Genomic DNA, 19,799 nt, shown 5'->3' with positions numbered 1-19,799 from the left:
GGCGTGCCGTGATCCTGCTGCCCCTGATCGTGGTGCTGCTGATCGCCGCCAATGGTGTGCTGCGCCAGCGCCTGGCGGACATCATCGAGAGCTTCCCGACGCCGCGGCCCGCGGTGCCCGCGGGCTGGCCGGCGCCGCAGTACGATTTTTCGTCCAACCCGGTCACGGCCTCCGGTTTCGAACTGGGCCGTCGCCTGTTCCACGATCCGCGCCTGTCGCGTGACGGCAGCATCTCCTGCGCCAGCTGCCACCAGCAGTTCGCCGCCTTCGCGCACCTCGACCATCGCGTGAGTCATGGCCTGAACGGCGCCAATGGCACGCGCAATGCACCGCCGCTGTTCAACCTCGCATGGCAGCCCGAACTGATGTGGGACGGCGCGATCCACGACCTCGAGCTGCAACCCCTGGCTCCGCTCGGAAATCCGGTGGAGATGGGCGAGGCCCTGGAGGGTGTGCTGCCCAAGCTGCAGTCCGACGCCGAATATCGACGTCGCTTCGAGGCCGCCTTCGGCCCGGGCGAGATCGACAGCCGCCGCATGCTGCTGGCGCTGACGCAGTTCGTCGGCACCCTGCGCTCGGCCGATTCGCGCTATGACCGCGACGAGCTTTCGGCACAGGAGCGCGAGGGCCTGGCGCTGTTCCGTCGGCACTGCGCGTCCTGCCACCGCGAGCCCCTGTTCACCGATTACAGCTACCGCGGCAATGGACTGGACGCGGACAGCGCCGACCTTGGCCGCAGCGTCGTCAGCGGCAAGGCCGAGGATCGTGGCCGCTTCAAGGTGCCCTCGTTGCGCAATGTCGCCGTCAGCGCGCCCTACATGCATGACGGCCGCTTCGACACGCTGGCGCAGGTGCTGCGGCACTATGCCTCCGGCGTGCAGGACTCCCCGGCGCTGGATCCGGCGCTGCGCGGTGGCATGGCCCTGAGCGCGGAGCAGCAGCAGGCGCTGGTGGCCTTCCTCGAGTCGCTGACCGACGAAGCCTTCCTGCAGGACGAACGCTACTCGGAGCCCCTGCCATGAAACGGCTGGTGACGGTGCTGATGCTGGCGCTGGGCTGGTCGGCCCAGGCCCATGAAGGCCACGAGCATGGCGAGCCGGCCGCCACCGCCTCCGCGACGGTGCTGGAGCCGCGGGTGGCACTGCACTCCGAGCGCGTCGAGGTGGTGGTGGTGCGTGGCGCCGAGGCCTTGCTGGTCTATGCCGACGACTACAGCAGCAACGCGCCCCTGGAACATCTGGCGGTAGCTGTGGCCGCCGCGGATCGTCGCGTCGAAGCGCAGGCGCTGGGCGAAGGCGTCTATCGCCTGCCGCTGGACCTGCTGCCGCCAGGTGATGCATTGCAACTGCAGTTGCGTGGACCGCATTGGCAAGAGAGCTTTGCGCTGAGCCTGCCGCCGCCCGTCGCCGATGAATCACCGGCGCCGCACCTGGCCAGATGGCCCTGGTCGGCTGCTGCGCTGACCGTGCTGCTGGCCCTGGCCGGCATCGGCTTCGCCCGGCGGCGCCGGGGGCGGGCTTGAGCTTCTCCGGCATCCTGCACTGGAGCCTGCACAACCGGGCGCTGGTGCTGCTGCTCTCGCTGGCCCTGCTGATCGCAGGACTGGCCAGCCTGCAGCGCCTACCGGTAGACGTGCTGCCCGAACTGAACCGCCCCACCGTCACCGTGCATGTCGAAGCGGCGGGCCTGGCGACGGCCGACGTGGAGACCCTGGCGACGGTGCCGCTGGAAGCGGCGCTGCAGGGCATCCCCGGCCTGCAGCGCCTGCGCACAACCACCGCGCCCGGCCTGGCCCTGGCCTATGTCGAATTCGGCTGGGACATGGATCCCTACCGCGCGCGACAACTGGTGGCCGAGCGGCTCGACCTTGCGCGTCTGCCGGCGGGCCTGAAGGCGCGGCTGGGGCCGATGACCTCGCTGATGGGCGAGATCCTGTTGCTGTCGCTGCAGTGGCAGGATGTCGAAGCAACCGACCCCGTCGGCCTGCGCGATGCGGCCGACTGGACGCTCCGCCCGGCGCTGATCGGCGTGCAGGGCGTGGCCCAGGTCAGCGTGATCGGCGGCGACCTGCTGCAGATCGAGGTCCGGCCTGATCCGCAACGGCTGCGCGCACTCGGGGTCTCGCTGCAGCAGATCGAACAAGCCCTGGGTGGGCATGCCCGCGCCGCGGGCGGCGGCTATGCCGAGGACCACGGGCAGGAAATCCCGGTGGGCAGCCGCGCAGCAGCCGCAGACTTCGGCGATCTCGCCCAGGTCGCGGTGGACTGGCGCGACGGATCGCCGCTGCGCTTGGGGCAGGTGGCGGAGATCGGGCAGGGCCACGCGATCCGTCGCGGCGCCGCCGGTCACGGCGGCCGGCCGGCGGTGATCCTCGCGGTGCAGAAGCATCCGGGTGCCGACACCGTCGCCGTCACCGCCGCCGTGGAGCAACGCCTGGCGGAGCTGGCTCCACGATTGCCGCCGGGCGCCCGCGTGTCGCCGGTGTTCCGCCAGGCCGACTTCATCGACCGTTCCGTGGACAACCTCGGCGCCTCGCTGCTGCATGCCAGCGTGATCGTGGCGCTGACGCTGCTGGCCTTCTTCGCGGGCCTGCGTCCCAGCCTGATCGCACTGGCGGCCATCCCGCTGTCGATGCTCGCAGCGGTGCTGGTGTTCCAGTGGCTGGGGCTGTCGGTCAACACCATGACCCTGGGTGGCCTCGCCATCGCCGTCGGCGAGCTGGTGGATGATGCCGTGGTCGGCGTCGAGAACGTCATGCGACGGCTGAGGGCCGGCAGCGGCGACGTGCTGGGAACGATCCTGGCGGCGACCGTCGAGGTGCGCTCGGGCATCCTCTACGCCACCTTCATCATCGTGCTGTCTTTCCTGCCGCTGTTCGCGCTGGGCGGCATCGAGGGTCGCCTGTTCCTTCCGCTGGGGATCGCCTACGTCACCGCCATTCTGGCGAGCCTGCTGGTGGCGGTGACCCTGACGCCGGTGCTGTGCAGTCTGCTGCTGCGCAGCGGCACGCCGGCCCATATCGGCGAGCGGCGCTGGCTGGCGCGCCTGCGTGAGCGCTACATGGCGCTGCTGGCGTGGAGCCTGCGCCGCCCCAGGGCCATGCTCGCGGTCACGCTGTCGCTGCTGGCGATCGCCGCCGCCGCGGCGCTGTCTCTGCCGCGCAGCTTCCTGCCGCCCTTCAACGAGGGCACGCTGACCGTGAACCTGGTGCTGCAGCCGGGCATCTCGCTGGCGGAGTCGGACCGCCTGGGCCAACGGGCGGAGCAGCTGATCCTGCAGTTGCCCGGCGTTGAGGCCGTGGGCCGGCGCACCGGCCGCGCCGAGCTCGACGAGCACGCCGAGGGCCTGCACTACTCGGAACTGGACGTGTCGCTGTCCGCCGATGCGCGGCGCGACGAGGTGGTGGCGGCCTTGCGCCAGCGCCTGTCGGTGCTGCCGGGCGACATTGCCATCGGCCAGCCGATCTCGCATCGCATCGATCACCTGATGTCGGGCGTGCGCGCGCCGCTGGTGGTGAAGGTGTTCGGCGACGACATGGAGACGCTGCGGCACTTGGCGCAGGAGGTCCAGGCACGCCTGCAAGCCTTGCCGGGCCTGGCCGACGTGCAGGTGGAACGCCAGGACGCGGTGCCGCAGGCGCGCCTGCGCGTCGACACGCGCGCCGCGGCGCTCTATGGCCTTTCTCCGGCCGCGGTGCTGCGCCAAGTCTCCAGCCTGACCGTGGGCCTGCCGCTGTCGGAATTCGTCGACGGCGATCGCCGCCATGATCTCGTGCTGCGCCTGCCGGAGCATCAGCGCACGGTGGAAGCCTTGCGCGAGTTGCCGCTGGAAACCCCCGCGGGCCTGGTGCCGCTGTCCTGGATCGCGAGCCTGGAGCTGGAGCCCGGTGCCTACCCGGTCGGCCGCGAAGGCTCACGGCGGCGCATCGCGGTGTCGGCCTTTCCGGCCGCCAGCGGCTTCGAGCGCGCCGGCGCGCAGGCTCGCGAGCAGTTGCAGGACCTGTCCCTGCCTCCAGGCTACGAGCTGCGCTTCGAGGGCCAGGCGGAAGAGCAGCGCGCGGCCGCGCGACGGGTGTTGCTGCTGGCGGCGCTGTCGCTGCTGCTCATGCTGGTGCTGCTGCATGGGCGCTATCGCTCGCTGCGGCTCGCCCTGATCGTGCTGGGCAATGTGCCGCTGGCCTGCGCGGGTGGCGTGCTGCTGCTGGCGATCACCGCCACGCCGTTGTCCGTGGCGAGCCTGGTGGGCTTCGTCACGCTGGCGGGCATCGCCGTCCGCAATGCCATCCTCAAGATCAGCCACTACATCCGCCTGGCGCGTGACGAGGGCGAAGCCTTCGGCGAGGCACTGGTGCTGCGTGGGTCTGCGGAACGGCTCGCGCCGGTGCTGATGACCGCGCTGATCGCGGCGCTGTCGCTGCTGCCGCTGGTGCTCGCCGGAGGCACACCGGGGCGCGAGATCCTGCATCCGGTGGCGCTGGTGGTATTCGGCGGCCTGTTCAGCAACACGCTGCTCGACAGCTTCGTCACGCCGGCGCTGTTCCTGCGCCATGGACAGAAGCCCTTGCTGCAGCTTATCGCCACCAAGGCATGAGCTTATACCCATGCCGACCATAACCCAGCAGAAAATCTTCTATTTCCGTAAGGGTCTACGAGCTCTTGTGCATCGCTATTCTCCGCTCCGAATGCCGCCTGTCGTGCGGCACAAACAAGCGAAAGCCACAGGAGTGGATATGTACAAATTTTCCAAGGGAGTCCTGCGGTCGTTGCGGCGAGTTGCACTCGCGGCAACGGCCAGCGGCGTGATTGCCGCGGCGGGAGCGGCTCAGGCGTCTGCGCCTGCCGCCATCAACAAGTACACGGGGGAGATCATTCCCAACGGCTCGGTGCTGCTGGTCTGGACGGGCGACGGTTGCGCCCTGCCGGTCCCCATCGGAACCTGCAGCCCGGACAGCGCCCAGGACTTCCTGGCGGTGGTCGACGTGGAGCCCAACTCCACCCGCTACGGCGACGTCATCTGGACCGCCGAGCTGCCGCGCGTGACGCTGTCCAACATCCTGCCGGGCGGCATCATCGCCAACTCCGATGCGCACAACGACCCGCATCACATGCTGAGCTACACCTCGTACATCTCCGGTGGTGGCGATGGCCTGCAGAAGGGCCGCAAGTACACCTTCGGCGGCGGCGTGATCAGCAAGAACGTGTTCCGCTACGACATCACCAGCGTGCGCAACATCCAGAAGGCCGACCTGGTGGTCTGCGGTACGCAGCCCAAGCGCTCTTCGCTGACCGACGACTTCATCGTCATGCCGGCGCCGGGTGGTGATCACAAGATCATCTACACCTACATGGGCAGCTACGGCTATGGCGCCATGGGCACGGTCACGGAGATCGACCCGGGCCGCAACGCGCCGACGGTGGCCGGCATCTGCACCCCGTCGGTTCCGGCGGTGGCGCCGCTGCTCGAGACCGTCGGCCTGCTGGGCTGCGTTGGCGGCACCACGCCGGAAGACAGCGCCGAGCCGGGACACAAGGGCATCACCGAGTACCCGGGCTGTGTCAGCGCCAATCAGTCGCGCAACCCGACCAACTACACGAGCTACCCGGACCAGCGCGAGTCACGCAAGCGCAACCAGGGCGTGTTCTTCCTGGGCAACTCCGATGCCGGTCATGAGTCCCAGCCCCACGGCATGGGCCTGACCTATGACGGCAAGTACCTGGCGACCTCGGACTACGCCGTGCCGGCCTCCATCGGTGCCGCCGCTATCAACGGCGCACTGTCGGTGTTCTGTGCCAAGAACCAGACCGTCAACGCTGGCCCCCTGGGCATCTGCGGCTCCACCTACGGCGCCTCGGTGCGCGTGTGGGAGACCAGCGGCGTCTACAACCTGGGCAAGACGCGCGACTCGCTGAAGGAAGCCAACGTCTACTCCGGCAACTCCTACATCCGCTCGGTCAGCGCCGTGCCGGATGGTCCTCGCCGCGAGGAGGTTCTGTTCCATGAAGAGAACGAGGGCCTGATGGCTTTCGGCCTGGCGCACCAGTCGCATCACTGCGTGGGCCAGAAGGGCTGGGAAAACCTGGGCGATCCGTCCTACGACGCCGCCGTCACCAAGGCCGGCGTGTCGGCCAACGACGCCTCCAAGATCAGCTCCTCCGACTGCAAGCCGGGCGACGCCGACTACGTGCCGCATGACGGCGCTTTCACCGCCAGCATGTGCGGTGGCGTGCTGTACTACTCGCCGGACATCACCATCCGCGGCGACCAGCCGAACGCCTACGGCGGCAACGGCCCCTACTGGCGTCCGGTGTATGACGTCGGCCCCTGCTCGGGCGTGTCGTACTTCACGCTGTCGGACGACGACCGCTTCCTGATCCAGCCGGTATCGGGCATCCAGAGCCCGCCCAGCATCGATCCCTCGGGCAGTGCCGTGTTCGACCGTGACTACCCGCGCCAGCACAGCCGCCGCGTGCTGACCGTGGACGTGCGTCCGCTGCTGGCCAAGGGCAAGGCAGACACCGCCGCGACCCGTATCGCCTGCGACTTCCCGCCGCCGGATGCCACGCGGCCGGCCAACACCTCGCTGGGTACCTCGGCCACGCGCAGCAACCGCTTCGCCGGTGCCAGCGGCAAGTTCAATGTGCTCAAGCACAACAACGAGGCGGACGATTGCCCGCGTATCCGCGGCGCCATCGGCCAGTTCGAGACCGGCCCGCACGGCAAGGGCCTGCCCACTACGGTGTCCTCCAACACCGACCAGGTCGGCACCGGCTGCTTGCGCCTGGTGAGCGTGCTCGACAACGTGCTGAACCCCGGCACGCTGCTGAACAACATCACCGACGCGGCCGGCAACGTGCTGGACGGCAGTGCCATCCGCAGCCTGCTGGAGCTGAACGTCGACGGCCTGGGCCTGCTGGATGGCCTGGACGTGGCGGGCATCATCCTCAACGGCCAGCAGACCGGCGGCGAGCCCTCGGGCGACGGCGGTACGCCGGGCAGCGGCAACCTCAACTCGCTGCAGAACCTGTACACGCACGGTGGTCCGCACTTCACGCTGTACGACCGCGTCGGGCACCAGCGCACACCGAACGGCGAGGGTGGCTACCTGGACCTGCGTCCGAAGGTCGTCAACGGCCTCGGCCCGCCGCGTGACCAGGTGGAAGGCCAGCCGGAGGCTTCGGGCTCCGCCCGCTTCGCCTTCATCCAGTACTTCGTGGAACTGCAGCACGTCCCGGGTCCGGGCACCGGCTCCGACGGCGACCGCACGATCTGCCTCGGCAAGTTCGACCGCAAGACCGGCGCGACGGTGCTCGACACCTCGTTCACCGACGAACTGCTCGGCACGCCCTGCCTGGACTTCGACAGCAAGGCGCGCGACGGCTGGACCTGGCCGGGCGCTCGCGGTGCCAAGGGCGGCGCCAAGCCGCACGCGGCGGCCTTCGAGCGTGACGGCGCGGCACTGTTTGGCCCGGGCTACTACCCGGCCAAGCCGATCGACGCGGATGGCGCGCAGTAACACCAGGCCGACAAAGCGGCCGTGATGGAAACCGGACGCTGCCTGCGCAAGCAGGCAGCGTCCTTTTCGGCTTCAACGGCCGTGTAACCGACCTTGATTCACCTGAGATGAGACACATGAAACTTCAGAAGACAATCTACGCACTGGCGCTCGGCAGCCTGCTTGCCTCCACCGCAGCTTTCGCCGCCCCCGCCTCTCAGGGCCTGGCCGCGGACGTGCTGGTCAACGGCCAGCCCATCAGCCGCAACCACGTGCTGCTGATGAGCCAGGGCATCGATCCCGAGAACAAGTCGAACCGCTCGGAGAATGCCGACGCCCAGGCGGCCGCACGCGCCGAGCTGATCACCCAGGAAGTGCTGGCGCAGGAAGCCAGGAAGCAGGGCCTGGACAAGGTCCCGGTGATCGCCGATCAACTGGCCTTCCAGAACCGCGTGATCCTGTCGCGCGCCTACCTGGAGGACTTCTTCGCTAAGGATCCGATCACCGATTCGGTGCTGAAGAAGAGCTACGACTTCAAGAAGGCCAACGGCAAGATCCAGGAATACAAGATTCGCCACATCCTCGTGCAGACGCCGGAGCAGGCCCAGGACCTGATCGCCAAGCTCGGCAAGGGCGAGGACTTCACCGCGCTGGCCAAGCGCAGCACCCAGGACCCGGGCGGCCAGGCCAATGGTGGCGACCTCGGCTGGTTCCGCCCCGACATCTTCGTGGATCACCACTTCACCGACGCCGTCGAGTCGCTGAAGAAGGGCCAATACACCAAGACGCCGGTACGCACGCGCTTCGGCTGGCACGTGATCAAGCTCGAAGAGGCCCCGCGCGCGGTTGCCAACCCCGAGACCTTCGAGGCGCTGGATGACTCGGTCAAGGAAGCGCTGCGCCAGAAGGCCGCGCAGATCCGCATCGAGGAACTGACCGCGCGCCTGACCGCCGGCGCCAAGATCAGCAACCCCGGCACCGTCGCCCGTAACAGCAAGTAAGGACCGATATGAATCCCAACAAGGTCGTCTTCGCCCTGCTGCCGCTGCTGCTGGCCGCCTGCGCCACCACCGGTTCGCCGGAAGCGGACAAGCCGGCTGCCACGCCGGTCGCCGACGCACAGCCGGCGCTGACGCAGGAAGAGCGCGTCGCCTTCTTCGTCAACCACGCGCGCGCGGGTGAACTGCTCGATGTCGCGCGCGAACTCAAGGCCGGGCTCGACGTCAACGCCTTCGACTCGCTGGACCAGACGGCCCTGATCGGTGCTGTCAGCCACAAGCAGATCCTGGCGGTGAAGCTGCTGCTCAATAGCGGCGCCAATCCCGAGCTCGCGGATCGCGCAGGCTGGACGCCGCTGATCCATGCGGTCTATGCCGGTGCCGACCCGGACCTTCTGGGCCTGCTGCTCGAGGCCGGCGCCGACGTCAACGGCCGCAACGACCGCGGCATCACCGCGCTGTACCTCGCCAGCGTCAGCGGGCGCGAGGAGCAGGTCAGCTACCTGCTGTCGCGCGGTGCCGATCCGGCTCTGGCCTCCAAGGCCGGCTACACACCGCTGCGGATCGCCCAGCTCAAGGGGCTGCAGAAAGTCGTGGCGTTGCTCAAGGACGCGCCATCGCCCGCGACGGCCGCCCGCGCCACGCCCTGACGCACCGCTGATGCGCCGCGCCACCGCCCTGCTGCTGTGCCTGCCGCTGCTGGCATGGGCGGCGCCGGGCGAGCGCGTGCTGCAACTGGACAAGGCCGAGCAGCGACGCCTGCTGTTGCGCACCCAGCGCGCCGACGCGCCGGCCACGGTGCTGCTGCCGGCGCGCGTGGTGGTGGACCCGCGGCGGCACCTGCGCGTGACCAGCATCCAGGCCGGCACGCTGGAACCACCGCCGGGAGGCTTCGCGGTGGCGGGCGACACGGTGGCCGCGGGGCAGTTGCTGGCCTGGCTGCGTCCGGCGCTGACGGCACCGCAGCGCCGCGACCTGGAAGCCGAACGCGTCGGCGTGGAGCGCGACGTGCAACTGGGCCGCCTGCAGATCGACCGCTACTCGATCGACGAGGCGGAGAACCTCGACGTGCGCCTGCCGACGCCGTCCATCCAGATCCTGACCGACTACCGCATCGCCAAAGCTCGCCAGCTGGAATTGCGGCATGCGCTGGATGGCCGCGTGGCGATCCGTGCACCGGCCTCCGCCATCGTGCTGCGTTCCGGCTTGCGCAGCGGGCGTGTCGCAGCGGAAGGCGAGACATTATTGGAGCTGAACAGTAGCGGCGGCGTGGCGGTGGAACTCCTGTTCGACGGTGAGGACTACGACAGCGCTTCGGCCAATGCGGCCTGGACGCTGCAGGGGGAGCGACTGCCGCTGGGCTTCCTGGGAGAGACCCTGGACCCGGTTTCGCGCTCGCGCCGTACCCTTTATGCCGCCGGTGCAACGGCGCAGCCCCTGGCCGTTGGCCAGCCGCTACGCATGAGGTTGTCGCGCCGTACGCAGGCCGGCTGGCTGCTGCCGGCGCGCAGCCTGCAGACGCGTGGCGCGCAACAGTTCGTGTGGTTGCATGAGGCCGCGGAGCGTTTCGCGCTCCGCGAGGTATCGGCCACCGTGCTGGCGGACGGCTGGGTTCGCGTCGCAGGTCTTGCGCCGGATTCACGGGTGGTTATCGACGGCGCTGCAGCCTTGTCGGGGCGCGAGCCGTGAAGACCCTGCGCTTCTCGCCGCTGGTGGTCGCACTGGCCATGGTTGCTTCCGTCCAGGCGGCCACGGTGCCGGCGGAGAGTGTGCGCCGCATCGGCGAGGCCGAACTCCTGGTGCCCAAGAGCCTGCAGCGGCTGCTGGGCATCCGCACCGCGGTCGGCGGCGGCGTGTCCGCCGGATCGCTGTTGGCCGAGGTGGTGGCTGATCCACGCTACTCCGGCGAGCTGCGCGCTGCGCAGTCCGGGACCCTGGAGCCCGCGGAGCGCTGGCGCCTGCCCGGCGAGCGGGTGCGCAAGGGCGAACTGCTGGCCTGGCTGCGGCCGACGATGGCGCAGGCCGAAACGGCGCGTCGCCAGGCCGAGATCGCGCGCCTGGACGAGAAGCTGCGCATTGCCCGGATGAACTTCGAGCGCCTGCGAGTGCAGGCCGATGCGCTGGACAATCCCGCGGCCACGCAGAACAACGTCTACTACGAGCAGGCCGACCTGGAATGGCGTGCACTGCAGCGCCAGCGTGAGCTGGCCGGCCTGGGCCTGGCGGTGCCGCAACCGCTGCGTGCGCCTGCCGATGGCACGCTGGCCAGCGCGCCGGTGCGCGAGGGCGAGCGCGTGTCCGCGGGGCAGCTGCTGTTCGAGATCGCCGATCCGCAGCGCCTGCAGCTCGCCGCGCTGAGCCATGACGCCACGCTGCCGTCGCGGCTGCGTGGCGCGACGCTGCGCCTGGGCGACGCCGCGTTGCCCCTGCTCTACCGCGGCAGCGAGCCGCAGCGCGGCGGTACCGGCTGGAAGCTGCTGTTCGAGGCGCAGTCACCGCCGCCGCGACCGCTGTTGCCGGGCGAGCTGCACCGAATCGAGCTGGATGCTGCGGCACCGGAAGCGCAGGCCGCGCGCCAGGGCTGCCTGGCACTGGGCAATGGCGAGTCTGGCGTCTGGCTGCATGCGGCACCCGAGCGTTTCGTGTTCAAGCGCGGGCCGCAATGTGCAGCCTGGGGTGCCGGCGAGCGCCGGGTGGTGCAGGGCGGAGCCCTGCTCGAGCAGTACCTTAACCAAGCGGAATAAACATATGCCACGGTCTGGAAGAAGGCCGCAAAAAAATTCCTTCTGGCGCAGGGAACGCTTGTCTAGAGTTCAGGCAAATCAAGACACCATGGACCGCTTGCGGTCCTCAGAAATCAGGGAGCGATGGGATTCATGGCAACGACGCACAAGATTCAACAGATTCTGGGATTCGCACTGGCAGGTTCGCTGCTGACGCTGGCCGCTTGCAGCCGCAGCGACCAGGCGACCGATTCGGCGGTGCCGCAGAGCCGCGACATCAACACCAGCGCTGCGGCGCTGGGGTCCAAGGCCGACGCCCTGCGCGAGCTGGGCGTGATCGGCGCTTTGGCCAACCAGGTGGCCGGCGGCGCCTCCGCCTGGAACAGCGGCAACGCCGATTCGCAGCGCGTTCGCCCCTGGGCCTTCAACAACAACGAGCGTGCGCAGGTCGGCGCCGCCGACAGCAGCTCCGGCAACTGCCCGGGTGGCGGCAGCTTCACCACCGAGGACAGCAGCGCCAGCCGCAACTACACGCTGTTCGGCGGGCAGTCAGCGGACACGGCGCTGTCCAGGAGCAGCGAGATCAACTGCAAGTCGGCCTTCCCGCAGCAGGGCAACGTCACGCAGACCCTGTCGCTCAACGGCGTGCAGGAAAGCGGCAGCGCGGCGGGCCTGAGCTACGGCAGCGCCGGCAGCGGCAGCGACTTCTACACCGAGCTGTTCGAGAAGAAGGACGGCTCCCGCCTGGTGGACAGCACCAAGGTCAGCTATCGCGGCCTGTCCGAGGTCAAGAGCCTGCAGGGCACCCCGATCGACGCGCGCGCCGTCTACGCCTACCGCTATGCCCGCTCCGGCGGCGAGTTCTTCAGTGCCGACGTCGGCAACACCAGCACGCCGTTCAAGGTCGTGCAGGGTGACCTGCTGAGCGTCAGCGGCCCCTACGGCTACAGCTCCAGGACCTGCAGCGGCGGCACGGCCACCGTCAGCACCAGCGACGGTCTGGCCTTCGGCGAGAACGGCGATCAGATCGTCGCGGGCACGCTGGAAGTGACGTCGGCGTCGAGCAAGGCGGTGTTCCGCTTCAAGCCGGACGGCAGCGCCGATCTCGACCTGAACGGAGCGACGCAGTCGATCAGCGCCAGCGAACTGCGCGCCGCCATCAACCCGGCCAACCCCTGCTGATACAGCGGCAGCGGCAAACCAACGATTACAAGGGAGCCGGCAGGGATGCCGGCGCACAAGGGGAAGCAATGAAGCTCAAGACCATGGCCCTGCTCGCAGGGCTCAGCACCGCGCCTGCCTTTGCGGTCACCACCGCCGGCTACGACATCCCGTATGCCGGCATTTCCTACGGACACGAGATTTCCGACAGCGCCCGCGATTCCGACAGCGGCCGCGGCCTGCAGATCAGCGTCGGCATTCCGCTCGACTACGGCACCAACAACGCGCTGGAAGTGAGCCTGTTCGACGTCAGCCGCAAGCGTGACCTCGACGGCGGCAAGGACTACCAGACCGCGCTGTTCGTCGACTGGGTGCATCACTACGCCAGCACCAAAGTCGGCATCGCCGCGCTGCCGGCCTTCACGCCGCTGATCCTGGGCGGCGTCGGCTTGGTCAACGAGGACGTGGACGGCGAGGAAGAGTTGCACCTCGGCGCCAGCGCCGGTGCCGGCCTTCTGTTCCCTCTGCCCTGGTACGGGCTGGCGCTGCGCACGGAAGCGCGCGCCCAACTCCAGGTCAACGACAAGTCGGTGAGCGGCGAGGACTGGCTGCTGGACTACCGCATCAACGTCGGCCTGCAGGTGCCGCTGTACTTCCTGCGCGAGGGCGGCTTCCGCAACGCGGCGCCGGCCGAGTGCAGCGTGGCCGTGGTCGATCCCAGCGGCCGTCGCCAGGACTGCGGCGTGGACAGCGACGGCGATGGCATCAAGGACGGTGCCGACCAATGCCCGGCGACGCCGGCCGGTGTCGCGGTCAAGGCCAACGGTTGCCCTTGAGGCTGAAGCGGCGGGCCCGGGCAGGACTGTATGTCTGCCTGGGCCTGCTCGCGGCCTGCAGCGAGCCCTCCTCGCCCCCGGGCGGGGCGGGATTGCGTTCGCTGCTGATCCACTTCGAGGTCAACGCCACGCCCCAGGCCCCCTACGTGGACCTGGCGGCTGGCGAGGTGTTCTTCCGCTTCGAAGGCGACATGGTGGCCTCGGCCGTGGACCCCGCCACGGGGCGCGTGACCGGCAAGGGCAGCCGTAGCCTGGGCCGCTTCGGCCCGGCGGTGGTGGCGTTCCGCGTGAATCCCGCACGCTCGCCCACCAGCAGTGATTTCCTGACGTTCCGCTGCATCGATTGCGGCATCCATTTCGCGGATGGTGCCCTGCTGCGCCCCTTGCTTCCCGGCGATGCGACCGCGCCTGACGGCGAGCCGTTGCGCTCCGCCGTCTTTGATATCCCCATGCAGGGACACTTCCTGCAGAACCTCGGTGCCTTGTCGCCCCAGACCGGCGGTATCGGCTTCGGTCTGCGCGGCGTCGGCTGCGGCGGCACTCAGGAGGTGATGGGCCTGGGCTTGCTGGCCGGCGGACGCGGCACCATCTGCATGAACGGCCAATTCGATTTCTCCAGCCCTTCACCGGCCACGCTGGCGCAGGCCCTGGCCGGCTTCGCCGACGGCGGCGATGCGGCGGAGCTGGCGGCATTGCTGCAACTGCTGGCGGGCAGTCTGCTGACCGGACGCTCGGACTGCGCCATCACCGTGCAGGGCCAGCGCCCATGAAGCGCCTCTGCCTCGCCGCGTTGCTACTGGGACTTTCGCTGTCCGCCTCCGCCGGCCTTATCGAAAGTGCGCTCGACATCCTGCTGCGGAGCCTGCGTAGCTTCAGCGGTGCCGAGGTGCTGAAGTATTCGCTGCACTACGATCTGCAGGGACAACGCAGCGGCAGCGGCGAGGACTGGGTGAGCTGGAACTTCTCCGGCCCAGTGCGTGTGGCGACCGTGGATGCCGCGGATGCGCAATGGCAAGGCGAGGGCCCGGTGGTCGGGCAGGTGGTCGGGTGGAACATCCGCCTGCGTGTCGATCGCACATCTGTCGGGTTGCCCCCCAATACCCTCACAGATCTTGGCTCCACGCGCCTGCGCCTGGAGTTGGCCGATGGCTCGGTGCTGACCGAACTGCTCGACGACCCCGCCACGCCCCTGACGGAGACCGATATCCCGCTGCAGGGGCGCCTGCTGTTCGAGCTCGGCCCGATCCCCGGAGGCAGCGGCCCTTTTCCCGTGCGTTATCGCGCCACCGGTTGCATGGGTGTGCAGGGCAGCGGCAGCGGCGCGCTGGCTGGCCGGCGGGGCGCGCTCTGCATCAGCGGCGCCGTCGGATTCCCGAAGCGGCCGGCCGATTTCGCGGAACTGCGGGGCTTCGACCGGGCCGAGGCCATCTCCGGCTTCACGCTGGTCCTCCACTGACTGGGGTTTTCCTGGCGGGCCGGCTACGGTCGGTTCGCTAGGCCATTTTTCCCAGCCCTGGGGTCATGCTGCTGTCATTTGCCGTCACTAGCGTGCCCGGTTTGCCGCGGCCATCCATGGCCGCCTAACGCCAATCGGACCCGCGACCATGAAAGCCACCGACGCCGACGACGTCTCCAGCAATCCCTCCGCCAACCTGCACCTGAACCAGGTTGCCGCGATGATCTACTCCCGCCGCGACGTGCTCAAGGCCGGCCTGGCTTTCGGCGCGGTCGGCTTCTTCGGGGCGGGGCTCTCCGCCTGCGACCGCAGCGACGCCTATCCGCTGCTGGGCTTCAAGTCGGTGGCCGCGAACAGCGGCGACGACGTGGTGGTACCGGAGGGTTACCGCCATGCCGTGCTGTGCCGCTGGGGCGATCCGCTGTTTGCCGACTCGCCGGCCTGGAAGGGCGACGCCAGCGAGAACGCGGCCGCGCAGGTGATGCAGTTCGGCGACAACAACGACGGCATGCGTTTCTTCCCGCTGGGTGCCGGCAACAGCCGCGAAGGCCTGCTGGTGATGAACCATGAGTACATCAACCCGGAATACTTCTTCACACCAGACGTGCAGTCGGGCGACACGCCCTGGTCGCAGGACCACGTACGCAAGAGCCAGCACGCCCACGGCGTGTCGGTGGCCCAGGTTCAGCGCCAGGCCGACGGCAGCTGGCAGGTGGTGGTGGGCGCGCCCTGCAACCGCCGTATCCATGCCAACACAGCGATGGAGCTCACCGGCCCCGTGCGCGGTCATACCCAGGTGCGCACCACCGCCAGTCCCACGGGCGAGGGATCGCTGGGCACGATCAACAACTGCGGCAACGGCTACACCCCCTGGGGCACGTACCTGACCTGCGAGGAAAACTTCAACAACTACTTCGGCACGACCGGCGGCGAAGACACCCGCAGCCCGCTGATGCGCCGCTACGGCGTCTCCGCCGCCGCCAGCGAATACCGCTGGGAGGAGCATGACGAGCGCTTCGACTATGCCAAGGAGCCGAACGAATCCAACCGCTTCGGCTGGATCGTGGAGATCGATCCCTTCGAGCCCTCGTCCACGCCGAAGAAGCGCACCGCGATGGGCCGCTTCAAGCACGAGAACGCCGCGCTGCGGCTGGCGGCTGACCGCCGCGTCGTGGTCTACATGGGCGACGATCAGGCGGACGACTACCTCTACAAGTTCGTCTCCGACGCCGCCCATGATCCGGCGCTGTCCGATGCCGGAAACAAGGCGCGCAACCTGCTGGAGAGTGGCACGCTGTACGTCGCCAAATTCGGCGCGGGCGCCGCCAGCGGCGACATGATGGGTGACGGCCAGTGGATTCCGCTGCGGCTCGACACGCCCGCAGTGGCCGGTGGCACGCTCGGCGATCTGTATCCGGACATGGGCGCGCTGCTGGTGTCCACCCGCCTGGCCGCCGATGCGGCGGGCGCCACCAGGATGGACCGCCCGGAATGGGTGGCGGTGCATCCGAAGACCGGCGAGGTCTACTGCACACTGACCAACAACAGCGGCCGCAGCAGCACCGACGACGTCAACCCGCGCCAGAAGAACGTCTATGGCCAGATCGTGCGCTGGCGCGAGGCCGGTGGCGATGCGGCCGCCGAGCGTTTCGAATGGGACCTGTTCGTGCTGGCCGGCAACCCCACGGCGCATGATGCCGGCACCCTGGAGGCCGGTTCGTCCAACGTCAACGCCGACAATATGTTCAACAGCCCGGACGGCCTGTCCTTCGACGCCGACGGCCGCCTGTGGATCGAGACCGACGGCAAGTACTCCAACACCGGCGATTTCGCCGGCATGGGCAACAACCAGATGCTGGTGGCCGATCCGCACAGCAAGGAGATCCGCCGCTTCATGGTCGGCCCCTCCGCCTGCGAGATCACCGGCATCAGCTTCACCCCCGACCAGCGTTGCGTGTTCGTCAACATCCAGCACCCGGGCGAGTACGGCGGCCATCCCAATCAGCCGGAGACCAGGCCGGAGCAGGATCCGCTGGCCTTCTCACGCTGGCCCGACAACGGTGCCGGCGGCCGCCCGCGTCCTGCCACGGTGGTGATCTGGAAGGCCGACGGCGGCAAGGTCGGTACCTGAGGCCTCGTTCGCCTGCCGGTGCATCCGCGACCCCCGCCGCAGTCGTAGAGCAGGTGTGACAAAACCAAGAAGCATGCGGCGATCAACTTCGTCGGAGTCAGGCCCCCTCATGCCTGAGGTTCCCCCGCGCTCGCCCGTGGCGGGATGCGGGTGATGCGCAAGTGCAGGAACCTGGTTCTGATCCTGGGTGACCAACTGGACGTCCATGCGTCCGCCCTGGACGGATTCGACCGGAGCCGCGACCAGGTCTGGATGGCCGAAGTCCGCGAGGAATCGACCCATGTCTGGTCCTCCAAGCAACGCATCGCCCTGTTCCTCTCGGCCATGCGACATTTTGCAGATCAACTGCGCAAGAGCGGCCTTTCGCTGAGTTACGGAAGGCTCGATGACGCCCGGGGCTCCGATACCCTCGCGGTCAGCCTCGGGCTTGCCATCGAACGCCATCGGCCCGAGCGGCTGATCATGACGGCGCCGGGTGATTGGCGAGTGCTGCAGGCACTGCGCGCGGTGGCTCGCGACCATCGCCTTCCCCTGGAGGTCCGCGATGACCGCCATTTCTATCTTAGCGTCCGCGAGTTCCGCCGCCATGCGGAGTCGCGTTCGCAGCTGCGCATGGAGTACTTCTACCGGGAGATGCGCCGGCGCCATAATGTGCTGATGCGGGACGGTGCGCCAGCTGGAGGGGCCTGGAACTTCGATGCGCAGAACCGGGCATCATTCGGACGGGTGGGTCCTGAGGGACATCCGGCCCCTCCACGATTCGAGGCCGACTCCATCACCCGAGAGGTGATCGAACTCGTCCTGGAGCAGTTTCCCGATCATCCCGGGACGCTTGACGAGTTCCATTGGCCCGTCACGCGAGAGCAATCCCTCCACGCACTCGAGCGCTTTATCGAGCAGCGGCTACCGGACTTCGGCCGGTATCAGGACGCCATGTGGCCGCAGGAGCCCTGGTTGTTCCACTCGCAGCTGTCCGCCGCGCTGAATCTCAAGTTGCTTGATCCACGCGAGGTCGTCGGCGCCGCCGAACACGCCTGGCAGAGCGGCAAAGTCCCGCTGCCGGCGGCAGAAGGCTTCATCCGCCAGATCCTGGGTTGGCGCGAGTACGTGCGAGGTGTCTACTGGACCCAGATGCCCGAATACATGGATCGGAACGCGCTGGACGCGCGCGAGCCGCTGCCGGACTGGTACTGGACCGGCAGGACCGAGATGGCATGCCTACGCGACGCACTAGCCCAGACATTGCGTCACGGATATGCCCATCATATTCAGCGGCTCATGGTGACCGGCCTCTATGCCTTGCTCCTCGGAGTGGAGCCCAGGGCGCTGCATGGCTGGTACCTGTCCGTGTACGTCGACGCCGTCGAGTGGGTCGAGCTGCCGAATACGCTGGGAATGAGCCAATATGCCGACGGTGGGCTGATGGCGAGCAAGCCGTATGTTGCCAGCGGCGCCTATATTGATCGCATGAGCCCCTTCTGCCGCGGCTGCCGCTACTCACCGCGGGAGTCGGAGGGCGACGGTGCCTGCCCCTTCACCGTGCTGTACTGGGACTTCCTGATCCGGCACCAGGAGCGTCTCCGCAAGAATCCGCGCATGGCCATGCCACTGCGCCATCTGGATGGCTTCGGGCTGGCGCGCAGGCAAGCCATCACGCTCAAGGCCCGCGCCATCCGGCAGACCGGAGGGCAGCCCCAGGGTTAGTTCTCTGCGCTGGCTAAACTGTGCGTGACCTTGCCATAGCCGATGGCCCAGGCACCCCGAAATCCGGTAAGGCGGGCAGTGCCGCGTATGCGGCGTAAAGCACGATCGTTGCAGCCTCCATACGGGCTCTATTCTCGCCAGCCAGCCAAGTTTCTCTCGACGATTGCCTTCAGTGCTTCGATGTGGGCCGGCTTGTCGTTGAGGGCGGGGATGTAGCGCAGCGCTTCGCCACCGGCCTTGCGGAAGCTCTCGCCGTAGCGCAGCGCGATCTCCTCCAGGGTCTCCAGGCAGTCGGCGGAGAAGCCGGGGCAGATCACGTCGAGCTTGCGCAGGCCTTTCTTGGCCAGTTGCTGCACGCGCGGCTCGGTGTAGGGTTGCAGCCAGGGCGTGCGGCCCAGGCGGCTCTGGAAGCTCACCGACCATTGGCCCTCGGCCAGGCCCAGGCGCTCGGCCAGCAGGCGCGCAGTCTTGTGGCAGTGGCAGAAGTAGGGATCGCCGGCCTTGAAGTAGCTCAGCGGGATCGAGTGGAAGGACATCAGCAGGTGCTCGCCGCGGCCCTGTGCCTGCCAGTGGGTCTCCACGCTCTGCGCCAGCGCGCCGATATAGCCGGCATCGTCGTGGTACTGGTTGACGGTGCGCAGCTCCGGCAGCCAGCGCCAGGCGCGCAGCAGCTCGAACAGCTTGTCCAGCACCGTGGCCGTGGTGGTGGCCGAGTACTGCGGATACAGCGGCAGCACCACGATGCGGCGCACGTCCTGGCGGCCCAGCGCGTTGAGCGCATCGGCGATCGACGGATTGCCGTAGCGCATCGCCAGGGCCACCGGCACCTCGGACCCCAGGGCGGCCTGCAGCGCCGCCTGCTGGCGCTTGGAGAAGGCCATCAGGGGCGAGCCCTGCGGGGTCCAGACCGACTCGTAGGCGTGCTTCAGCTTCAGCGGCCGCAGCGGCAGGATGAACAGGTGCAGCACCGGCAGCCAGAACAGGCGGCTGAACTCCACCACGCGACGGTCGCTGAGGAACTCGCGCAGGTAGCGGCGGATCGCGGGTGCCGTCGGCGCGTCGGGCGTGCCGAGGTTGACCAGCAGGACACCGCATCGACGCGCGGGACCCTGGATATGATCGGATGGCTTCACTGGGTCGCCTTGCTCTGGCTTGCGCCCCGGCTCGCCTCGGCAGTCATAGCAGCGAGATCCCTTCGAGCTTGGCGATCGTGAAGATGTCCTTGTCGCCACGGCCGGACAGGTTGATGACGATGTTCTGCTCCGCCGACAGCGTCGGCGCCAGCTTCTTGGCCTGCG

The 19,799-nt window shown here is 68.5% G+C and carries 15 protein-coding genes; 14 read left to right on the top strand and 1 reads right to left on the bottom strand.

All coding sequences use genetic code 11. From position 1 onward, the window contains the following. Positions 1-8 precede the first annotated feature (8 nt). The 14 genes from QT386_RS16370 (at position 9) to QT386_RS16305 (ending at position 18,501) form a co-directional block, all read left to right on the top strand. A complete protein-coding gene (locus QT386_RS16370; protein WP_289274812.1) occupies positions 9-1,022 on the top strand; it encodes a cytochrome c peroxidase in 1,014 nt (337 codons plus the stop codon). After that, the gene (locus QT386_RS16365) at positions 1,019-1,522 is read left to right on the top strand and encodes a hypothetical protein (RefSeq protein ID WP_289274811.1); all 504 of its coding nucleotides are present in this window, start codon (positions 1,019-1,021) and stop codon (positions 1,520-1,522) included. The genes QT386_RS16370 and QT386_RS16365 overlap by 4 nt, the downstream gene beginning before the upstream one ends. Continuing rightward, positions 1,519-4,590, top strand: a complete 3,072-nt coding sequence (locus tag QT386_RS16360; protein WP_289274810.1) for an efflux RND transporter permease subunit — start codon at positions 1,519-1,521, stop codon at positions 4,588-4,590. Before QT386_RS16365 ends, QT386_RS16360 begins: the two co-directional genes overlap by 4 nt. Positions 4,591-4,729: 139 nt before the next feature. Beyond that, positions 4,730-7,513, top strand: a complete 2,784-nt coding sequence (locus tag QT386_RS16355; protein WP_289274809.1) for a hypothetical protein — start codon at positions 4,730-4,732, stop codon at positions 7,511-7,513. 116 nt (positions 7,514-7,629) lie between these two features. Then, positions 7,630-8,493, top strand: a complete 864-nt coding sequence (locus QT386_RS16350; RefSeq protein WP_289274808.1) for a peptidylprolyl isomerase — start codon at positions 7,630-7,632, stop codon at positions 8,491-8,493. An 8-nt stretch (positions 8,494-8,501) separates the two neighbouring features. Next, positions 8,502-9,140 carry an ankyrin repeat domain-containing protein gene (locus QT386_RS16345; RefSeq protein ID WP_289274807.1) on the top strand — a complete coding sequence of 213 codons (639 nt, stop codon included), beginning with the start codon at positions 8,502-8,504 and terminating at the stop codon, positions 9,138-9,140. Positions 9,141-9,150: 10 nt separating this feature from the next. Then, the gene (locus QT386_RS16340) at positions 9,151-10,179 is read left to right on the top strand and encodes an efflux RND transporter periplasmic adaptor subunit (RefSeq protein WP_289274806.1); all 1,029 of its coding nucleotides are present in this window, start codon (positions 9,151-9,153) and stop codon (positions 10,177-10,179) included. Then, entirely contained in the window at positions 10,176-11,234 is a 1,059-nt protein-coding gene (locus QT386_RS16335) for an HlyD family efflux transporter periplasmic adaptor subunit (RefSeq protein ID WP_289274805.1), read from the top strand. The genes QT386_RS16340 and QT386_RS16335 overlap by 4 nt, the downstream gene beginning before the upstream one ends. Positions 11,235-11,366: 132 nt before the next feature. Further along, positions 11,367-12,395 carry a hypothetical protein gene (locus tag QT386_RS16330; RefSeq protein WP_289274804.1) on the top strand — a complete coding sequence of 343 codons (1,029 nt, stop codon included), beginning with the start codon at positions 11,367-11,369 and terminating at the stop codon, positions 12,393-12,395. A 68-nt stretch (positions 12,396-12,463) separates the two neighbouring features. Further along, positions 12,464-13,210 carry a hypothetical protein gene (locus tag QT386_RS16325; protein ID WP_289274803.1) on the top strand — a complete coding sequence of 249 codons (747 nt, stop codon included), beginning with the start codon at positions 12,464-12,466 and terminating at the stop codon, positions 13,208-13,210. 92 nt (positions 13,211-13,302) lie between these two features. Next, entirely contained in the window at positions 13,303-13,980 is a 678-nt protein-coding gene (locus QT386_RS16320) for a hypothetical protein (protein WP_289274802.1), read from the top strand. Continuing rightward, positions 13,977-14,666 (top strand): hypothetical protein, encoded by a 690-nt coding sequence (locus QT386_RS16315; protein WP_289274801.1) that lies wholly within the window; start codon positions 13,977-13,979, stop codon positions 14,664-14,666. Before QT386_RS16320 ends, QT386_RS16315 begins: the two co-directional genes overlap by 4 nt. Positions 14,667-14,814: 148 nt before the next feature. After that, entirely contained in the window at positions 14,815-16,797 is a 1,983-nt protein-coding gene (locus tag QT386_RS16310) for a PhoX family phosphatase (protein ID WP_289274800.1), read from the top strand. A 153-nt stretch (positions 16,798-16,950) separates the two neighbouring features. Then, on the top strand, positions 16,951-18,501 hold the full coding sequence (locus QT386_RS16305) for a cryptochrome/photolyase family protein (RefSeq protein WP_289274799.1): 1,551 nt from the start codon (positions 16,951-16,953) through the stop codon (positions 18,499-18,501). Positions 18,502-18,629: 128 nt separating this feature from the next. Here the strand turns inward: QT386_RS16305 and hemH are convergent, their stop codons facing one another. After that, positions 18,630-19,634: a ferrochelatase gene (gene hemH / locus QT386_RS16300; RefSeq protein ID WP_289274798.1), complete on the bottom strand. Its 1,005-nt coding sequence runs from the start codon at positions 19,632-19,634 to the stop codon at positions 18,630-18,632. Positions 19,635-19,799: the final 165 nt, after the last annotated feature.

This window comes from Solimonas sp. SE-A11 (assembly GCF_030345715.1).
GTDB lineage: Bacteria > Pseudomonadota > Gammaproteobacteria > Nevskiales > Nevskiaceae > Solimonas_A.
This window is presented reverse-complemented; position numbering and strand designations above follow the sequence as displayed.